The sequence below is a fragment of the Pseudoxanthomonas helianthi genome, from assembly GCF_017939625.1.
In the GTDB taxonomy this organism is placed as follows: domain Bacteria; phylum Pseudomonadota; class Gammaproteobacteria; order Xanthomonadales; family Xanthomonadaceae; genus Pseudoxanthomonas_A; species Pseudoxanthomonas_A helianthi.
This window is the reverse complement of the sequence record NZ_JAGKTC010000001.1, coordinates 215,455-233,438: the sequence shown is the minus strand read 5'-3', so window position 1 is coordinate 233,438 and position 17,984 is coordinate 215,455. Positions and strand designations below refer to the sequence as shown.

Here is a 17,984-nt window from a genome sequence, read left to right as displayed (position 1 = left end):
TCCCCGTCGTCCCGGCGCCAAACCGGGGCTCAAAAGGAAGCTGGATGCGCCGGATCTTCGCTGCTGCCATCGCCACCCTCATCGCACTGTCCGCGGCCACGGCCTCGGCGCAAACCGGCCTGCGCACCGAAGGCGACGTCGCCGGTGCGCAAGGCATCTACCAGACCGAAGTGCCGGTCAACGGCCAGGGCGAATCCGACCGCAACAGCGGCCTGGCCCGCGCGCTGGGCAAGGTGCTGGCCAAGCTCACCGGCGACCGCAACGTGACCGCCAGGCCCGGGGTGGGCGCGGAATTGCGCAACGCCAAGGACTACGTGGACAGCTACGACTTCCGCCAGGACCAGGGCGTGTCGCCGAGCGGTGCGCCGACCTTCGGCACCGTGCTGGTGGCGCGGTTCAAGCCGGATGCGGTCAACGAACTGGCCGGCGTGCTGGGCCTGGGCATCTGGCCGGAACCGCGGCCCAAGCCGGTCCTGTGGCTGGCGATCGACGACGGCAGCGGCCCGCGCCTGGTTGGACTGGGGCAGGCCAATGCGGCCCGCTCGGCCTTGAACCAGGCCAAGACGCGCGGCTATGCGCTCGGCCTGCCGGCCGGCAACGCCGCTGAACAGGCCGTGGTCGGCGCGATCTGGCGCCAGGACGTGGCCGCGGTCGCGCGGGCCTCCTCGCGCTACAGCCCGCCGATGCAACTGGTCGGCAAGCTGTACCGCGCCGGCAGCGGTTGGAAGGCCGACTGGGTGTTCGTCGATGGCGGCAAGGTGCTGTCGAAGTGGTCGTCCAGCGATCCGGATGCACGCCGGGCCATGGCCGCCGGCGCGGACGGCGCCGCCGACGCCCTGATCAAGCGCTACGCCAAACGCGGCAGCGCCGGGCCTGCGGGCAGCTATCGGGTGGTATTCACCGGCCTGGACAGCGCCGACGACTACATCCGCCTAAGCGCCGCGCTGCAGCGCATGGCGGTGGTGCGCAAGATCACCCCCGTCGCCGCGCACGGCGACACTTACGAAGTGAACCTCGACCTGGTCAGCGGACTGCCCGGCTTCAAGCGCATGGTCGGCGACGACGCGCCGTTCGTGGGCGGCGAAGGCGACCCGCCCGTGTACCGGATGAAATAAGGCTCGGCCGCCCGCCATGACCACGGACGAATCGCAACAGGAAATCGCGCTTTTCCTGCGTCGCCTGCAATGGGCGGCGCTGGGCCTGGGCGTGCTGTGGGTGGTGTGGCTGCTGTCGCCGATCCTGACGCCGTTCGCGGTCGCCGCGTTGTTGGCGTGGATGGGCGACCCGGTGGTCGACTGGCTGGAAGCCAAGGGCCGTTCGCGCAATACCGCCGTGGTGCTGGTGTTCTCGGCGATGGCGCTGGTGCTGGCCGTGGCCTTGCTGATCCTGGTGCCGATCATCGAGGGCCAGATCGCCACGCTGGTCGAGTCCCTGCCGCGCTACCAGGCCTGGCTGACGGGCACCGCGCTGCCGTGGCTGGAACAGCGCGTGGGCATGAAGCTGTCGGTGTGGCTGGACTTCGACCACATCATCGAACTGGTGCGCGGCAACTGGGAGAAGGCCGGCGGCGTCGCCACCACGGTGCTCGGCTACGTGTCGCGTTCGGGCATGGCGGTATTCGGCTGGGTCGCCAACCTGCTGCTGATCCCGGTGATCACCTTCTTCTTCCTGCGCGACTGGGACCTCTTGGTCGGGCGCATCGCGGCGATGGTGCCGCGCGACCACATCGACACGGTCAGCCGGCTGGCGCGCGAATCCAGCGAGGTGCTCGGCGGATTCCTGCGCGGGCAGTTCCTGGTGATGATCATCCTCGGCGTGATGTATGGACTGGGCCTGTGGGTGGTGGGCCTGGACCTCGGCATCCTGATCGGCCTGATCGCCGGCCTGCTGACCTTCGTACCGTACCTGGGCCCGACCAGTGGCGTGGTCCTCGGCGTGCTCGCCGCGCTGATGCAGTACGGCGACTGGAAACACATCGCCGGAGTGCTGGCGGTGTTCGGCGTCGGCCAGGTGATCGAAAGCTACCTGCTGACGCCGAAGCTGGTCGGCGATCGCATCGGCCTGCATCCGGTCGCGGTGATCTTCGCGGTGCTCGCTGGCGGCCAGCTGTTCGGTTTCCTCGGCATGCTGCTGGGCCTGCCGCTGGCGGCGGTGGTCAACGTGCTGCTGCGCTACGCGCACGAGCGCTACACGCAAAGCCACTTGTACGCCGGCGAACATCCGCGGATCGTGCTGGACACCTTCATCGACGACGGCGCGCTGCCGCCTGCGCCGGGCAACCAAGACTCCACGAAGTGACCGCCACGCCGCAAATGCCGCTGGCCCTGCGCTACCCGCCGGACCAGCGCTTCGATTCGTTCGTCGCCGCACCCGCCGGGGCGCTGGCGCAGTTGCAGGCGCTGGCCGAGCGTCCCGGTGCGGACTGGCTGTTCCTGGCCGGTGCCGCCAAGACCGGGAAGACCCACCTGGCATTGGCGCTGTGTGCGGCGGCGGAACAGGCCGGACACCGCGCCGCATTCCTGCCGCTGGCCGCCGCCGCGGGTCGCGCCGGCGAGGCGTTGCAGACCCTGGACGACCACGACGTGGTCGCGCTGGACGGGCTGGAGAAGATCGTCGGCAATCGCGACGACGAGGTTGCCCTGTTCGATTTCCACAATCGCGCCCGCAGCCGTGGCGCCAGCGTGCTGTACACCGCGCAGGCGCTGCCGGACGAACTCGCGCTGGCCTTGCCCGATCTGCGTTCGCGCCTGCAGCAGTGCGTGCGCATCGCGCTGGCGCCGCTGGACGATGACGGTCGCCGCGCCGTGCTCCGCGATCGCGCGCAGCGCCGCGGTCTGGTGCTGGAAGAAGCCGCGATCGACTGGCTGTTGACCCGTACCGACCGCGACCTCGGCGCACTCGTCGGCCTGCTCGACAGGCTCGACCGCGCCTCCCTGGCGGCGCAGCGCCGGGTCACCGTGCCGTTCCTGCGGCAGGTGATCGAAACGAGATCGTAGGGCGCGCCCAGGTCCGCCGCGCCGGTGCAGAAAGGTGGGCCAAGGCCCACCCTACGCCGAATCGCGGGGCAAATGTCTCTACAAAACGCCGCTCGACACCAGCACGGCATCCAGTTCCGCCAGCCGCTGCGGCGTGCCCACGTCGGTCCAGCGGCCATCGTGGCGCTCGCCGGTGATCGCGCCGGATGGCATGTGCGCGCGCAGGATCGGGGCGAGCGGGAAACGCGGCGGGGTTTCATCGGCCGACGCGACCGTCGTGTGTTCGCGCCAGCCCTGCAGGATGGCGGGGCGATAGACGCCGATGCCGGCGTAGGTCAGGCGTGGTTCGCCATCGCTGGTGACAAGGCCCGCGGACGACAGGTGGAAATCGCCGCGCGGCGCGAATTCCGGCGGATCGACCATCACCAGGTGTGCGAGGCCAGCGGGTTCGGCAGGCAGTCTCGCGAAGTCGTAATCGGTCCACACGTCGCCGTTGACCAGCAGGAAGGGTGCGTCGTCGCCCAGCGACGGCAGCGCATTCAACATGCCGCCGCCGGTTTCCAGCGGATGCGGACCTTCGTAGGAATAGGCGATGCGCAAGCCCCACGCGGCGCCATCGCCGAGCGTCTGCGGGAACTGTTCGGCCAGCCACGACGTGTTGACCACCACCTCGCGCACGCCAATGGCCGCGAGTTTTTCCAGGTGCCACGCGATCAGCGGCTTGCCGCCGGCAGGCAGCAGTGGCTTCGGCGTGGTGTTGGTCAGCGGACGCATGCGCTCGCCGAGACCCGCGGCGAAGATCAGGGCCTTCACGCGTCGCCTTCCTTTGCGCGCAGCGCCGGCTTGATGGTGTTCTCCAGCAAATCGGCGAGCGGATCGAGCTCGCGGTAACGCGGCAGCACTTCCTCGAGGTAGACGATGAAGCGCGGCAGGTCGGCGATGTATTTCGACTTGCCGTCGCGATAGTGCAGGCGACAGAAGATGCCGAGGATCTTCAGGTGCCGTTGCACGCCCAGCCAGTCGGCGTCGCGCAGGAACCGCGGCCACGGCGGCACCGGCAACCCCGCCGCCTGCGCACGGCCGTGGTATTGCGCCAGCCAGCCGTCGACGCGATGCAGCGGCCAGCTGAGGAAGGCGTCCTTGAACAGGCTGATCGGATCGTAGGCGACCGGTCCGCGCACGCAGTCCTGGAAATCGAGCACCGCCGGCTGCGGCAGGGTCGGCATCAGGTTGCGCGGCATGAAGTCGCGATGGGTCAGCACCCGCGCTTGCGACAAGGCGTTGTCCATCAGTCGGCGCTGCACCAATTCGAGCTTGTCGCTGCCGTCGCAATCCAGGGCGATGCCCAGGTGCCTGCCGAGGAACCATTCCTCGAACAACCCCGCATCGCGCTGCAGCAGCGCTTCGCCGAATTCGCCCATGCCTTCGGGCGGGGCGATCGCCTGCAGTTTCAGCAATTCGTCGATGGCGCGCGCAAACCACGCGTCGGCGCTGTCGGCGTCGATGGTCTGCGCCAGGGTCGGTCCGCCCAGGTCTTCCAGCAGCAGGAAACCGGTTTCGACGTCGCGCGCCAGCACCTGTGGCACGCGCACGCCGCCGTTTTCCAGCAGGTCGCGCATGCGCAGCCACGGGCGCACGTCTTCCTGGCCGGGCGGCGAATCCATCACGATGCGGCTGGGGCCGGTGCCGTGCGTGCGCCAGTAGCTGCGGAAACCGGCATCCACCGAAGCGCGCTGCAATTGCGCGCCGGGATCGGCAAGGGCGTGGCGGGCCCAGTCGAGGCGGGCGGTTTCGCGGTCTTCGGTCATCGTGCAAGGGTAAGCCAGCGGATGGAAACAAAAAACGCCCCGCGATGCGGGGCGTCGATGCGGCATGGGGAAGAATTACTTCTTCGCCGATTTGCTGCGAATGGCTTCGTACAGGAACAGCAACACGATGGCGGTGACGATCGCAACGACCCAGATCAACAGCGAGCTGGTCAAGCCAAGTGCGGTAGCGATGATTCCGCCGCCCAGCCAGGCGCCGGCGACGCCCAGCAAGATGGTCAGAATCCAGCCCATTGGATCGGCGCCGGGCTTGATCAAGCGAGCCAGGATGCCGATGACGGCGCCGCCGATCAGATAGCCGAGAAAGCTGTCGAACATGTTGTTCTCCTGTGGCTGGTGAGGTGGGGCCAGCGAATCCTAGCAGCAGCCGTGGTCGCCGTGCGCGCTGCCCCCGGCCACCGCGCCGACCCCGGTGGTCTCGCCGCGCAGGCTGGCGGCATGGTGCGCCGCGACGACATGGGCGACGCAGGCGGTGACCCGCTTGCCCATCGGGATGTGCAGGAATTCGTTGGGACCGTGCGCGTTGGAATGCGGGCCGAGCACGCCGGTGATCATGAACTGCGCACCGGGGAATTTTTCGCCCAGCATGCCCATGAAGGGAATGGTGCCGCCTTCGCCCATGTACATCGCCGGCTTGCCGAACGCGGCCTGCGAAGCGTCCTCGATGGCCTGCGACAGCCATGGCGACAGCGCCGGGGCGTTCCAGCCGCTGGAAGCCTTCTCCAGCTTCAGTTCGACTTGCGCGCCGTACGGCGGATCGCGCAGCAACACGTCCTTCAGCAGCTCGCCGGCCTTGGCGCCGTCCAGTGTCGGCGGCAGGCGCAGCGACAGTTTGACCGCGGTGAACGGGCGCAGCACGTTGCCGGCCGACGACAGCGGCGGGATGCCGTCCACGCCGGTCACCGAAAGCGCCGGGCGCCAGGTGCGGTTGAGCACCAGCTCGCCCAGGTCGTCGTTCATCGGCTTCATGCCGGGCAGGAACGGGAACTTGTCGAAGACCTCGTCGCCCAGCACTTCGGCGACCTTCTTCGCCTGCTCGACGCGTTCGGCCGGAACCTCGACATGCAGCCCTTCGACCTTGATCCGGCCGGTGGTCTCGTCCTCGAGGCGCGACAGCAATTCGCGCAGCACGCGGAAGCTGGACGGCACGATGCCGGAAGCGTCGCCGCTGTGCACGCCTTCGCTGAGCACCTTGACGCTGAAGTTGCCGCCGGCCAGGCCGCGCAGCGAAGTGGTGCACCACAGTTGTTCGTAATTGCCGCAACCCGAGTCCAGGCACACGACCAGCGACGGCTTGCCGATGCGCGGGGCGAGATGGTCGACATAGGCCGGCAGGTCGTAGCTGCCGGATTCCTCGCAGGCTTCGATCAGCACCACGCAGCGCGCGTGCGGCAAGCCCTGCTCACGCAGCGCGCGGATCGCAGTCAGCGAGCCGAAGATCGCATAGCCGTCGTCGGCGCCACCGCGGCCGAACAGCTTGTCGCCCTTCAGCACCGGCTGCCATGGGCCCAGCCCTTCGTCCCAGCCGGTCATTTCCGGCTGCTTGTCCAGGTGGCCGTACAGCAGCACCGTGTCGTCCCCGCTCTCGGCGCCGGAAGCGGGGATCTCGATGAAGATCAACGGGGTGCGGCCTTCCAGCCGGATCACTTCCAGGGCCATGCCGTCGATCGGCTGGCTGCGCGCCCAGTTGGCCATCAGCTCGACCGCCGCATCCATGTGGCCGTTCGCGACCCAGTCGGGATCGAACATCGGCGACTTGTTGGGAATGCGGATGTATTCGACCAGTTGCGGGACGATTTCATCGTCCCATTGCTTGCCGACGAAGGCGTCGAGCCGGGTGTTGTCCATGCGGGTTCCAGCATAACGGGAGTCCGCCGATTTTACCCCTGCGGGAGGGGGTAGGAATTTTCCTACACGGAGTCGCGGAATTTCCCGGCAGAAAACGCGGCATTCACGCGATACCTTGGCCCTGCCTTGGCAAGGAGACTGTCCACACCGGCAGCGAAACGGAATCGCACCGGGTGGATCGAATCCCCAAACCAAAGGAATGCACATATGAACCTCTTTTCCAACCTCATCAAAGCCGCCGCCCTGTCCCTGCTGATGGCCACCAGCGCCTTCGCCGCCGACAAGGTCAACATCAACAGCGCCGATGCCGCCACGCTGGACGAAGTGCTGCTCAACATCGGCGCGGCCAAGGCGCAGGCCATCGTCGACTATCGCAAGGCCAATGGCCCGTTCAAGAGCGCCGAGGAACTGGCGATGGTCAAGGGCATCGGCCTGAAGACGGTGGAAAAGAACCGCGACCGCATCGAAGTGGGCCGCGGCCAGCCGGCGGCGAAGCCGTCGACGGCGCCCTCCACCACCGCCGCGCCGCTGCGGCCGCGCCACCTCGTGCGGCGCTGAAGGTTTCCACGGCGCGGAACAGCAGGAGGCTGGCCGGGCCGCAGGGGCAGGAAGCCGAGGAAAGCAGGCAGGACGCCGACAAGGATGTACCCATGCGCCGGGCCGTGGCCCGGCCGGTAGCGGGCAGGACGCCGGCAGGATCGGCATGAAGCCCACAGGGAAGTACCATCGCCCGGTTGCCGCAAGGCGCCGGGCGATGTTTTTTGCCTGAACTCCCGAAACCCGGAAGGAACGCATGACTGACACAGGCCCGCGCGTCGTGCCGGCCAACGAATACCGGCGCGTGCGCTGGAAGAACGGCCTGGGCTGGACTCGCGAAATCATCCGCGAGCCCGAAGCCGACGACTGGAACTGGCGCGTGTCGATCGCCGAGATCGAAAAGGACGCGGCGTTCTCCGCATTCCCCGGCATCGAGCGCGAGCTGGTGCTGTTGCGCGGCAACGGCCTGCGCCTGCGCTTCGCCGACGGCGAGGTGCGCGAATTGCATCCGCCGCACGACCGCCTGCGTTTCGCGGGGGAGCGCGCGCTGGTCGGCGAATTGCTCGACGGCCCGACCCACGACTTCAATTTGATGTGGCGGCGCGATGCGGTGGCCGCCGAATTGCAGCATCGCCCGCTGGTCGGGCCGATGCTGTTCTTCACCGAGCCGGACACGACCTGGGCGATCCACTTGCTGGCCGGGCAGGCCCGCTTCGACGCAGCCAGCGCCCTGCCGCCGCTCGAGGCCGGCGACACGGCGATATTGCAGGGCGAAAACGAACGCCGCCGCTTCCTGCTGGAAGGCGGCGGCGAGCTATTGGCGATCAAATTGACCCGATTGTAGGAGCGCTCTTCAGGGCGCGACCGTAAGACGCGTTAAGCGAAATCTTTTCGGTGCCGGGAAACTCCTGGTCGCGCCCTGAAGGGCGCTCCTACGAAGCGGGTTACAGCATCGCGGGGACGAACACCGCCAGCCATACCACCAGGCCGACGAACAGCACGCTGACGAAGACCTGCTTCACCCCGCGCCCACGCGCCCACATCCACAGGCCGGACAGGCCCAGCAGCAGCATGCCGATGGCGAAGCTGTCGGCCAGCACGATCCACGCCCAGCCGCCACCCACGCCCTTGTGCAGGCGGTTCAATCCCGCCAGCGGGGTTTGCCGGTTCTGCTTCAGTTCGGCCGTTTCGCCGCCGGGGGTGTATTCCAGCGACCATGAGCTGCGCGCGGTGCCGCCGGACAGATTCCATTTCGGCGGCTGACCGCCGGCCCTGTCGTTGCCGCCGCGCTTGCCGGCCTCGGCGCCATTGGCGCGTTCGCCGTTCCTGGCGCGTTGTTCGCCGCCGCGGTTGCCGCCGCCCGGCGAGCCCTTGCGGATGACCTGTGCATCCAGGCCCTGGGTGTCGCGCAGCCACAGCGACAGCGCCTCGGCCGAAGTGCGTGCGGTCGCCGGCACCACCAGCGCGGTCTTGGCGATTTCGTCGCTGTCGCCCTGCGGCCAGGCGTTGTCGCCGAAGCGATGGTTCAACACCAGACCGGTGAAACCGTAGACGACGGTGGCCAGCGCGCCCCACGCGCCGACCCACAGGTGGATCTGGCGCATCCAGCGGAAGCTGACGTTGCGGAAGCGGTGCGGACGATGGTGGGTGGTCGTGCTCATGCGAGGGAAGGGCTTCGGGAAAGAGGGAGGAAGGAACGCATGCTCGGAGCGCAGATTGACCGGGCGATCAGACTTCGGTCCATTGCCGCAGCAGGTTGTGGTAGACGCCGGTCAACTGCAGCACCGCGCCCTGGTCGGCATCGCCGCGGCGCAGGGTTTCGATGGCCGTATCCATTTCGAACAGCATGCGTCGCCGCGCATCGTCGCGGACCATGCTCTGCACCCAGAAGAACGCGGCAAGGCGTGCGCCACGCGTGACCGGCGCGACCTTGTGCAGGCTGCTGGATGGATACACGATCAGGTCGCCCGCCGGCAGCTTGACCTCGTGCTCGCCGTAGGTATCGCTGACGATCAGTTCGCCGCCGTCGTATTCGTCGGGTTCGGCGAGGAACAGGGTGCATGACACGTCCGAGCGCAGCTGTTGGCCGTCGCCGATCCGCATCACGGCGCCATCGACATGGAAGCCGTATTCGCCGCCGCCGGCGTAACGGTTGAAGCGCGGCGGCAGCGTCTTCAGCGGCAACGCCGCGGCGAAGAACAAGGGATTGCGTTCCAGCGCTGCAGAGACCATCCGGCCGAGCTCGGCCTTCAGCGGCGAAGCGTCGGGCAGTTGCTCGTTGCGCTTGACCTTCGCGCCCTGCACGCCGACGGTTTCGCGACCGTCGGTCCATTCGGCCGTTTCCAGCGCCTGGCGGATGTGCGCCAGTTCGTCGCGGGTCAGCACTTCGGGAATGTGCAGCAGCATGGCGTTCCTCGACCAGGGCGGCGGGGAAATCCCCGCCGCCCAGTGTGCCTCAGAAGCGGAAGTCCGCGCTCAGCAGGAAGGTGCGCGGCGTGCCCGGGGTGTAGCGGTAACCGCTTTTGTTGATCGCGGCGACGTACTGCTTGTCGAACAGGTTGTAGCCGTTGAAGCGCAGGGTCAGCTTGTCGTTGATCGGGTACGACAGTACGGCGTCGTAGACCGTGTAGGACTTAATGTTTGCTGGGGTGGCGCCACCATTGGCGGTATCCGCGCCGTCGCTGCCTTTGGTCAATCCACCGACGTAACGCAAGCCGCCGCCGACGCTCAGGCCAAATGGCATCCGATAGGTCGTCCAAGCGGTGAAGGCGTTGTCCGGCGTATAGGCCAAAGCACGGCTACCATCGGCCGAGACGAGCGCGCCGGCCTCGACCTGGGAGCTCAGGTGGCTGAGCCCAGCCGATACCGACCAGCTTTCGGTGATGTTGCCCACCACCGACGCCTCAATGCCTTTCACCGACTTGCGGCCGGTCTGTACGTAGGTGCCGGGCAGGGTAGGATCCGGCGTGACTTCGTTGGCGACTTCGGTGTCGAACAGCGCCAGGTTGAATGCCAGCGCGTTCTCGATCAGATTCCACTTGGTACCGACTTCCAGGGTTCGCGCTTTTTGCGGTTCGAACTTCGGGTTATTGGCGTTGTTGGCTGCACCGCTGAGTTCCATGGTGCCGCCGCCTGGCGGTTGCTGCGAGATCGCCCAGTTGGCGTACAAGCTGACCGTATCGCCGAGCTTGTATACCGCGCCAAGCTTGCCGCTCACCAAGGTTTTCTCGAGGATCGCGTCGAGGTGGGGCAATACCGTGCCAGCCGGGTTGCCGGCGCAGGCGGGAGCGTTCGGCGGCGTGCCGCATACGGCTGCGCTGCGGAAATCAATCCTGTAGCGGTCGGCGCGCAGGCCGGCGGTTAGCAGGAAGCTGTCGCCGAACTTCAGGGTATCGAAAACGTAGGCAGATACGGTGGTGGTCTTGCCGTGGCGGTCGGCGCCGTTGTGCGCCCAGGTGAGCCCGGTGGCGTTCCAGTCTGGATCGTACAGTTTCGCCGGCGTCCACGCGCTGCCGCCCGTGGCGGCCTGGCCGAAGAAGTCGTAATCCTCGCGCGCGAATTCAACGCCGGTGCTGACGAAGTGCTGTACGGCCCCAGTGGCGAAATCTGCGCGGAGGTTCAACTGATCGGTCAGGATCTCGTTGCGCTGGTCTTTGAAAGTCGGTAGGCCGCGCTTGATCGTGTAGGTGGAAAGATCGGACGGATCGGTCCACGCGATATCGCTGGACATGGCCCGGAAGGAAGTCAGCAGGTAGTCCTGCTGGGTCTTGCCCCAGCGCAGCGTATTGCTCAGCTTCAGCGTGTCGGAGAAATCGTGCTCGACGCGCAATGTGGCCATCTGGGCGGTCACGTCGTCATGGTCCGCACGGGTGCCGTAGAAGTTCTCCGGATCGACGGGATGGCCGACCAGCGCCGCCAGACCGTTTTGCGGCTTCCAACCAGCCATGCCGATGGTCGGCACGAAGCCGTCCGGCACGTTGTCCTGCTTCACGTACAGCAGGTTGAGGTAGACCCGGGTCGCGCCTTCCAGATTGAAGCCCAGCGACGGGGCGATGCCCCAGCGGCTGTTGTTGACATGATCGCGGCCGGGCACGTCGCTGACCTGCCACATCGCGTTGAGGCGCAGGGCATTGCCGGATTCGCCGAAGGCATGGTTCCAGTCGGCGTTGGCGCGCTGCTGGCCGTCGTTGCCCGCGGAAACCGTGCCCGATGCCGCATTGCGCAGGTTGGCCTGCTTGGTCACCAGGTTGATCGCGCCGGTCGGCGCACTGCGGCCGGTATCCGTGCTTGCCGGGCCTTTCACCACTTCGACCTGTTCGATGTTGAACAGGTCGCGCGAGACGCTGCCGAGGTCGCGGATGCCGTCGACGAAGATACTGCTGGAGCTGTCGAAGCCGCGCATGTACAGCGTGTCGCCGGTGCTGGTGTTGCCGTTTTCGCCGGCATAGAACGTGCCGACGCCGGCGCTGTTGCGCAGCGCTTCGGTCAGCGTGGTCGCGCCCTGCTGGTTGAACAGTTCCTTGTCGATGACCTGGATGGTCTGCGGCGTGTCCTGCAGGGTCTGGGTGAACTTCGGCGAGACGATGAAACTATGCAGGCCGCGCACCTGCACCTTGTCCAGCGTGGTGGCCTGGTCCGCGGCATCGGCCGGGGCGACCTCGGCGGCGACCGCCGGCAGGGCCATGGCCAGTCCGGCGGCCAGGGTAGCGGTGGACAGGGCGGGGAAGGGGCATTTCGGGGCGTGCTTGCGCGATTTGATGTAGCTCATGGAGGTTCCGTGCAAAGGTCGGACACCCTGGCGACTGCGGGGGTGGGGAAGGTGTCGGTCTGGCGCCAGGCAGGGCCGGCGCCGGCGGGCGACATAATAATGAGAATGATTTGCAATTACAACGAAAAATGAATGCGGCCCGCGGCTGGCCCTTAGCGTGCCGGATGGTTCGGGTCGTCAGGTGGACCGGCGAATCCGCCGCCGAGTCACTCGCGGTCGTCGCGGGTCCAGATCCCGCCGTGTTCCAGCTTGACCGGGAACTTGGGCACCGGCGAGTAGGCCGGCGCGCACAGCGCGCGACCGTCGCGCACGTCGAAGCGCGCGCCGTGCAGCACGCATTCGATGCTGGCCTCGTCGGCATCGAAGTTGCCCGAGGACAGCTCGAATTCCTCGTGGCTGCACTGGTCTTCCAGCGCGTACAGATCGCCGTCGTAATTGAACACGACGATCGGCGCGCCGGTGACTTCGTCGAACACGCTCTTCATTTCACCCGGCAGCAGTTCGCCGGTCGCGCAGACGAAGGTCCAGGCCGGCTCGCTCACAGAGCCTTCTCCAGGATCTCGAAGCGCAGGTCGTCGCGCTTCGGGATGCCGAAGCGCTCGTCGCCATACGGAAACGGCTTCTTGATGCCGGTGCGCGCATAGCCGCGGCGTTCGTAGAAGGCGATCAGCTCGTCGCGGATGTCGATCACGGTCATGCGCATCGCCGGTAGCGTCCATTCTTCGCGCGCGACGCGCTCGGCTTCGGCCAGCAACGTCTTGCCCATGCCGCTGCCCTGCAGGTCGGGGCGCACCGAGAACATGCCGAAATAACCCGCGCCGTCCTCCTCGGCCACGTGCGCGCAGGCCAGCAGCTCGCCTCCACGCTCGGCGACGACGATGCGGCTGCGCGGGCGTTCGATGTCCCTGCGCAACACTTCGGGATCGATGCGCTGGCCGTCCAGCATGTCCGCTTCGGTGGTCCAGCCTTGCTTGCTGGCCTCGCCGCGATAGGCGGAAGTCACCAGGGCGACGAGGGCGGGGATGTCGGCCGGCGTGGCGGCGCGGAAGAAGAGTTCGGTCATCCGCCAATTTTAGCTTTTCCTTCTCCCTCCGGAAGAAGGTGCCGAAAGGCGGATGAGGGCGGGAGCCGACATCGGCGATGAAGCTTCTTTGGGCGGAAGGCTCTTCTCCCCTGGAGAGGAGAACAGAATCAGCCCAGCAGCTTGCGCGCCTTGTTCAGCGCCGCGACGAACGCCTCGATTTCCTCGTGCGTGTTGTAGAACGCGAACGATGCGCGCAGGGTCGCGGCAACACCGAAGTACTGCAGCAGCGGATGCGCGCAGTGCTGGCCGGAGCGCACCGCCACGCCCTCCAGGTCGAGCAGGGTCGCCAGGTCATGCGCGTGCGCGCCCTCGACCAGGAACGAAATCACCGCGGCCTTCTCCGGCGCTTCGCCGAAGATGCGCAAGCCGTCGATCTTCTTCAGTTCCTCGGTCGCGTGCGCTAGCAGTTCGGTTTCGCGCGCCTCGACGTTGGCCAGGCCGACGCCTTCGAGGTAATCGACCGCGGCGCCGAGACCGACGAAACCGGCGATGTTCGGCGTGCCGGCTTCGAATTTGTGCGGCGGATCATTGAACACGGTGCCGTCGAAGCTGACTTCCTTGATCATCTCGCCACCGCCGATGAACGGCGGCATCGCGGCGAGGTGTTCCCTGCGCGCCCACAGCGCACCGGTGCCGGTCGGGCCGCACATCTTGTGGCCGGTGACCGCGTAGAAGTCGCAGCCGATCGCGGCCACGTCGACCGGGCGATGCGGCGCGGCCTGCGAGCCGTCGACCACCGTGGCGATGCCGCGCTTGCGCGCCTCGCGGCAGATCTCGCGCACCGGGTTGACCGTGCCCAGCACGTTGGACACGTGGGTCACGGCCAGCAGCTTCACCTCGGAAGTCATCGCCGCGTACAGCGCGGCCAGGTCGAGCGTGCCGTCGGGCAGGATCTCGGCGACGCGGATCTCGGCGCCGGTGCGCTGCACGACGAGCTGCCAAGGCACGATGTTGGCGTGGTGTTCCATCCGCGACACCAGGATCACGTCGCCGCTGCGCAGGCGCGGCAAGGCCCACGAATAGGCGACCAGATTGATTGCGAAAGTGGTGCCGCTGCACAGCACCAGCTCGTCGGCGCGGACGTTGAGGAAGCGCGCGAGCTTCTTGCGCGCGCCTTCGTAGACCTCGGTCGCTTCGCTGCCCAGCGTGTGCACGGCACGGCTGACATTGGCGTTGTGGCGACGGTAGAAGTCGTCCACCGCTTCGATCACGGCGGCCGGCTTCTGTCCGGTGTTGGCGCTGTCCAGGTAGACCAGCGGCTTGCCGTTGACCGTGCGTTCCAGCAGCGGGAAATCGGCGCGGATGCGCGCCCAGTCGACGTGGACGGCGTCGATTCCGTGGGTCGATGGCAGGTTCATGCGGTCTCCAGCGCCGCGAGGGCGGCATCGACGCGGGCGGTCAGAGTGGCGCGCAGATCGGTATCTTCGATCATCGCCAACGGTTCGCGGCAGAACGCGGCGGTCAGTAGCTTGCGCGCTTGCGCCTGCGGCAGGCCGCGCGAGCGCAGGTAGAACAGCGCGTTGGCGTCGAGCCGGCCGACCGTGGCGCCGTGCGCGGCCTTCACTTCGTCGGCGTGGATTTCCAGCACCGGCTGGGTATCGATTTCGGCGTTCTCGGACAGCAGCAGGTTCTTGTTCGACAAGCTGGCATCGGCACCGTCCGCGCCTTCGCGGATCAGGATGCCGCCGTGGAAGACCGCGCGTCCGCGCCCCGCGCCGAGTCCGCGCCAGGTCAGTTCGCAGGCGGTGTCGCGGGCGATGTGGTCGATGCCCAGTCGGGTGTCGACGTGGCGGCGTCCCGTGGCCAGCAGCACCCCGTTGGCGAGCAGGCGGGCGTTGTCGCCTTCCAGGCGTACGTTGAGTTCGTGGCGCGACAGGGCACCGCCGAGTTCCAGGTCGACGCGGCGGTATTCGGCGTCACGGGCCAGCACGGCGTCGGTACGCAGCAGCGAAGTCGCGCGTTCGCCTTCGGCTTGCACGTGCGCATGCACGAGGCGTGCGCCGCGCGCGAGATGGACGTGGCTCAGGGCGTTCGCCAGGTTGGCGTGGGGAGCGGCTTCCAGGTGGTGTTCGACGACGGTCAGCGCTGCGCCGGCGCGCAGCTCGATGAAGTTGCGCAGGTGCCAGGCACGGTCGATGCGATCGGCGGTGCCGAGGAAGACGAGATGCAGCGGTTCGGCGATCCGGACGTTTTCCCCGACCCGCAGCAATGCGCCTTCATTGGCCAGCGCTGCATTGAGCCGTGCGAAGACTTCGTCGCCGCGCTCGAAGCGGCGACCCAGGAAGCGCGCCGCTTCGCTGCCTTCGGCCGATGCCGCGGACAGCGAGCGCAGCTCGATGCCGTCCGGCAACCCGTCGGTCAGCGACAGCGACGGCGCATGCACGCCGTTGACGAACACCAGGCGTGGCGCCGGGATGTCGACGAGCGATTCCGGATCGATGGCTGGCGCAGCCGAAACGGGCGCAAAGCTGCGCCGTTCCAACTGGCGCAGCGAAGTGTATTTCCAGGCTTCGCTGCGCGGTCCGGGCAGGCCGTCGCGCAGCGCGTCGTCGAGCATTGCGCGGCGCGCCGCGTCGCCGGAGAAGGCGGAGGCCAGCGATTCGAGCAGGGCGCTCATCACGCGGCCTCGGTCGGGGCGATGCGGTCCTTCAGCCAGGCGTAGCCGTGGGCTTCCAGTTCCAGCGCCAGTTCCGGGCCGCCGCTTTCGACGATGCGGCCATTGGCCAGCACGTGCACCACGTCCGGCTTGATGTAGTCGAGCAGACGCTGGTAATGGGTGACGACGAGGAAGGCGCGGTCCGGCGAACGCAGGGCGTTGACGCCGTCGGCGACGCTCTTCAGCGCATCGATGTCGAGACCGCTGTCGGTTTCGTCGAGGATCGCCAGCTTCGGTTCCAGCAGCGCGAGCTGGAAGATTTCGTTGCGCTTCTTCTCGCCGCCGCTGAAACCTTCGTTGACGCCGCGGTGCAGCAACTCATCCTTCAGGTGCAGCACCGCGAGCTTCTCGCGGACCAGCTTGAGGAACTGCATCGAATCCAGTTCCGCCTCGCCACGTGCCTTGCGCTGGGCGTTGAGCGCGGCGCGCAGGAAATAGGTGTTGTTGACGCCGGGGATTTCCACCGGGTACTGGAAGGCGAGGAACACTCCGGCGGCGGCGCGTTCCTCTGGCTCCAATTCCAGCAGGTTGCTGCCTTCGAACTCGACCGAACCGGCCGTGACCTCGTAGCCTTCGCGCCCGGCCAGGATGTTGCCCAGCGTCGACTTGCCGGCGCCGTTGGGGCCCATGATGGCGTGCACTTCGCCGGCCTTCACTTCCAGGCTGAGGCCCTTGAGGATTTCCTTGCCGGCGACGCTGGCGTGGAGGTTTTCGATCTTCAACATTTCGATGTTCCGGTAGGGCGGGTCATGACCCGCCATGCTTTTGTTTTCGACTTCGGGTGGCGGGTCACGACCCGCCTTACCCGACACTGCCTTCCAGCGACACTTCCAGCAACTTCTTCGCCTCCACCGCGAATTCCATCGGCAGTTCGCGGAACACCTGCTTGCAGAAGCCGTCGACGATCATGCTGACCGCGTCTTCCTCGCCGATGCCGCGCGAACGGCAGTAGAACAGCTGGTCGTCGGAGATCTTCGAGGTGGTCGCCTCGTGCTCGACCGTGGCGCTGGGGTTCTTCACCTCGATGTAGGGGAAGGTGTGCGCGCCGCACTTCTTGCCGATCAGCAGGCTGTCGCACTGGGTGTAGTTGCGCGCGCCCTCGGCGCCGCGCTCGACCTTGACCAGGCCGCGATAGGAATTCTGCCCGCGCCCGGCGCTGATGCCCTTGCTGACGATCTTCGACTTGGTGCGCTTGCCGACATGGATCATCTTGGTGCCGGTGTCGGCCTGCTGGCGATGGTGGGTCAGCGCCACGGAATGGAATTCGCCGGTCGAGTCGTCGCCCAGCAGCACGCAACTCGGGTATTTCCAGGTGATCGCCGAACCGGTTTCCACCTGCGTCCACGTCACCTTGCTGCGCGCGCCGCGGCATTCGGCGCGCTTGGTGACGAAGTTGTAGATGCCGCCGACGCCGTTCTCGTCGCCGGGGTACCAGTTCTGCACGGTGCTGTACTTGATCTCGGCGTCGTCCAGCGCGACCAGTTCGACCACCGCGGCGTGCAGCTGGTTCTCGTCGCGCATCGGCGCGGTGCAGCCTTCCAGGTAGGAGACGTAGCTGCCTTCCTCGGCGACGATCAGGGTGCGCTCGAACTGGCCGGTGCCCATCGCGTTGATGCGGAAATAGGTGCTCAGTTCCATCGGGCAGCGCACGCCCTTCGGGATGAACACGAAGCTGCCGTCGGAGAACACCGCCGAGTTCAGCGCGGCGAAATAGTTGTCGCCGGTCGGCACCACGCTGCCGAGGTAGCGCTTCACCAGTTCAGGATGGTCGTGGACGGCCTCGGATAGCGAGCAGAACACGATGCCCTTGTCCGCCAGTTCCTTGCGGAAGGTGGTGCCGACGCTGACCGAGTCGAACACCGCGTCGACGGCGACGCCGGCCAGCTTGGCGCGCTCGTGCAGCGGCACGCCGAGCTTGTCGTAGGTGTCGAGCAGCTCCTGCGGCACTTCGTCCAGCGACTTGTACTTCGGGCCCTTCGGCGCGGAGTAGTAGCTGATCGCCTGGAAGTCGATCGGCGCGATGTCCAGCTTGGCCCAGTGCGGTTGCGGCATGGTCAGCCAGTGCCGGTACGCGGCCAGGCGCCATTCGGTCATCCATTCCGGCTCGCCTTTCTTCGCCGACAGGGCGCGGACGATGTCCTCGCTCAGGCCGGGCGGCAGCGATTCGGATTCGATGTCGGTGACGAAGCCGGCGTCGTAGCGGCGGCCTAGCTGGGCCAGGATTTCCGCGTTCTGTTGGGTCTGGGCTTCGGGGATTGCGGCTTTCAATGTGGATGTTTCGGTGGCCATC

18 protein-coding genes are annotated in these 17,984 nt (G+C 67.1%); 5 read left to right on the top strand and 13 right to left on the bottom strand.

From position 1 onward, the window contains the following. Nucleotides 1–44 precede the first annotated feature (44 nt). Genes J5837_RS01090 through hda form a run of 3 tightly spaced genes read left to right on the top strand, consistent with a single transcriptional unit; the run spans nt 45 to nt 2,996 of the window. Nucleotides 45–1,115: a DUF2066 domain-containing protein gene (locus J5837_RS01090; protein WP_210534875.1), complete on the top strand. Its 1,071-nt coding sequence runs from the start codon at nt 45–47 to the stop codon at nt 1,113–1,115. A 16-nt stretch (nt 1,116–1,131) separates the two neighbouring features. After that, on the top strand, nt 1,132–2,298 hold the full coding sequence (locus tag J5837_RS01085) for an AI-2E family transporter (protein ID WP_210534874.1): 1,167 nt from the start codon (nt 1,132–1,134) through the stop codon (nt 2,296–2,298). 14 nt (nt 2,299–2,312) lie between these two features. Then, nucleotides 2,313–2,996: a DnaA regulatory inactivator Hda gene (gene hda, locus J5837_RS01080; protein ID WP_210536098.1), complete on the top strand. Its 684-nt coding sequence runs from the start codon at nt 2,313–2,315 to the stop codon at nt 2,994–2,996. Between the two features lie 78 nt (nt 2,997–3,074). On the opposite strand, the gene murU is transcribed toward hda, so the two are convergent. The 4 genes from murU to J5837_RS01060 form a co-directional block, all read right to left on the bottom strand. Then, on the bottom strand, nt 3,075–3,788 hold the full coding sequence (gene murU / locus J5837_RS01075; RefSeq protein WP_210534873.1) for an N-acetylmuramate alpha-1-phosphate uridylyltransferase MurU: 714 nt from the start codon (nt 3,786–3,788) through the stop codon (nt 3,075–3,077). Next, nucleotides 3,785–4,783 carry an aminoglycoside phosphotransferase family protein gene (locus tag J5837_RS01070; RefSeq protein WP_210534872.1) on the bottom strand — a complete coding sequence of 333 codons (999 nt, stop codon included), beginning with the start codon at nt 4,781–4,783 and terminating at the stop codon, nt 3,785–3,787. The genes murU and J5837_RS01070 overlap by 4 nt, the downstream gene beginning before the upstream one ends. A 75-nt stretch (nt 4,784–4,858) precedes the next feature. After that, nucleotides 4,859–5,119, bottom strand: coding sequence for a GlsB/YeaQ/YmgE family stress response membrane protein (locus tag J5837_RS01065; RefSeq protein ID WP_210534871.1), 261 nt, complete (start codon nt 5,117–5,119; stop codon nt 4,859–4,861). Between the two features lie 39 nt (nt 5,120–5,158). Continuing rightward, nucleotides 5,159–6,649, bottom strand: coding sequence for a M20 family metallopeptidase (locus J5837_RS01060; RefSeq protein WP_210534870.1), 1,491 nt, complete (start codon nt 6,647–6,649; stop codon nt 5,159–5,161). Between the two features lie 207 nt (nt 6,650–6,856). Here J5837_RS01060 and J5837_RS01055 point away from each other — a divergent pair, with 207 nt between their 5' ends. Both J5837_RS01055 and J5837_RS01050 read left to right on the top strand, forming a co-directional pair. Next, nucleotides 6,857–7,207: a ComEA family DNA-binding protein gene (locus J5837_RS01055; protein ID WP_210534869.1), complete on the top strand. Its 351-nt coding sequence runs from the start codon at nt 6,857–6,859 to the stop codon at nt 7,205–7,207. A gap of 235 nt (nt 7,208–7,442) precedes the next feature. Beyond that, nucleotides 7,443–8,030 carry a HutD/Ves family protein gene (locus J5837_RS01050; protein ID WP_210534868.1) on the top strand — a complete coding sequence of 196 codons (588 nt, stop codon included), beginning with the start codon at nt 7,443–7,445 and terminating at the stop codon, nt 8,028–8,030. A 100-nt stretch (nt 8,031–8,130) separates the two neighbouring features. On the opposite strand, the gene J5837_RS01045 is transcribed toward J5837_RS01050, so the two are convergent. From J5837_RS01045 to sufB, 9 genes are all read right to left on the bottom strand, one after another. Further along, entirely contained in the window at nt 8,131–8,847 is a 717-nt protein-coding gene (locus tag J5837_RS01045) for a PepSY-associated TM helix domain-containing protein (protein ID WP_210534867.1), read from the bottom strand. A 67-nt stretch (nt 8,848–8,914) separates the two neighbouring features. Then, entirely contained in the window at nt 8,915–9,592 is a 678-nt protein-coding gene (locus tag J5837_RS01040) for a Fe2+-dependent dioxygenase (protein WP_210534866.1), read from the bottom strand. A 49-nt stretch (nt 9,593–9,641) separates the two neighbouring features. Beyond that, nucleotides 9,642–11,954 carry a catecholate siderophore receptor Fiu gene (locus J5837_RS01035; RefSeq protein ID WP_210534865.1) on the bottom strand — a complete coding sequence of 771 codons (2,313 nt, stop codon included), beginning with the start codon at nt 11,952–11,954 and terminating at the stop codon, nt 9,642–9,644. 206 nt (nt 11,955–12,160) lie between these two features. Further along, on the bottom strand, nt 12,161–12,496 hold the full coding sequence (locus J5837_RS01030) for a non-heme iron oxygenase ferredoxin subunit (protein ID WP_210534864.1): 336 nt from the start codon (nt 12,494–12,496) through the stop codon (nt 12,161–12,163). Then, complete coding sequence (locus tag J5837_RS01025; protein WP_210534863.1) at nt 12,493–13,017, bottom strand: GNAT family N-acetyltransferase; 525 nt, start codon at nt 13,015–13,017, stop codon at nt 12,493–12,495. Before J5837_RS01025 ends, J5837_RS01030 begins: the two co-directional genes overlap by 4 nt. Nucleotides 13,018–13,145: 128 nt before the next feature. Continuing rightward, nucleotides 13,146–14,396 (bottom strand): cysteine desulfurase, encoded by a 1,251-nt coding sequence (locus J5837_RS01020; protein ID WP_210534862.1) that lies wholly within the window; start codon nt 14,394–14,396, stop codon nt 13,146–13,148. Continuing rightward, nucleotides 14,393–15,655 carry a Fe-S cluster assembly protein SufD gene (gene sufD, locus J5837_RS01015; RefSeq protein WP_210534861.1) on the bottom strand — a complete coding sequence of 421 codons (1,263 nt, stop codon included), beginning with the start codon at nt 15,653–15,655 and terminating at the stop codon, nt 14,393–14,395. Before sufD ends, J5837_RS01020 begins: the two co-directional genes overlap by 4 nt. Beyond that, on the bottom strand, nt 15,655–16,419 hold the full coding sequence (gene sufC / locus J5837_RS01010) for a Fe-S cluster assembly ATPase SufC (protein WP_210534860.1): 765 nt from the start codon (nt 16,417–16,419) through the stop codon (nt 15,655–15,657). The genes sufD and sufC overlap by 1 nt, the downstream gene beginning before the upstream one ends. Before the next feature lie 76 nt (nt 16,420–16,495). Then, entirely contained in the window at nt 16,496–17,983 is a 1,488-nt protein-coding gene (gene sufB / locus J5837_RS01005; RefSeq protein WP_210534859.1) for a Fe-S cluster assembly protein SufB, read from the bottom strand. Nucleotide 17,984 lies beyond the last annotated feature (1 nt).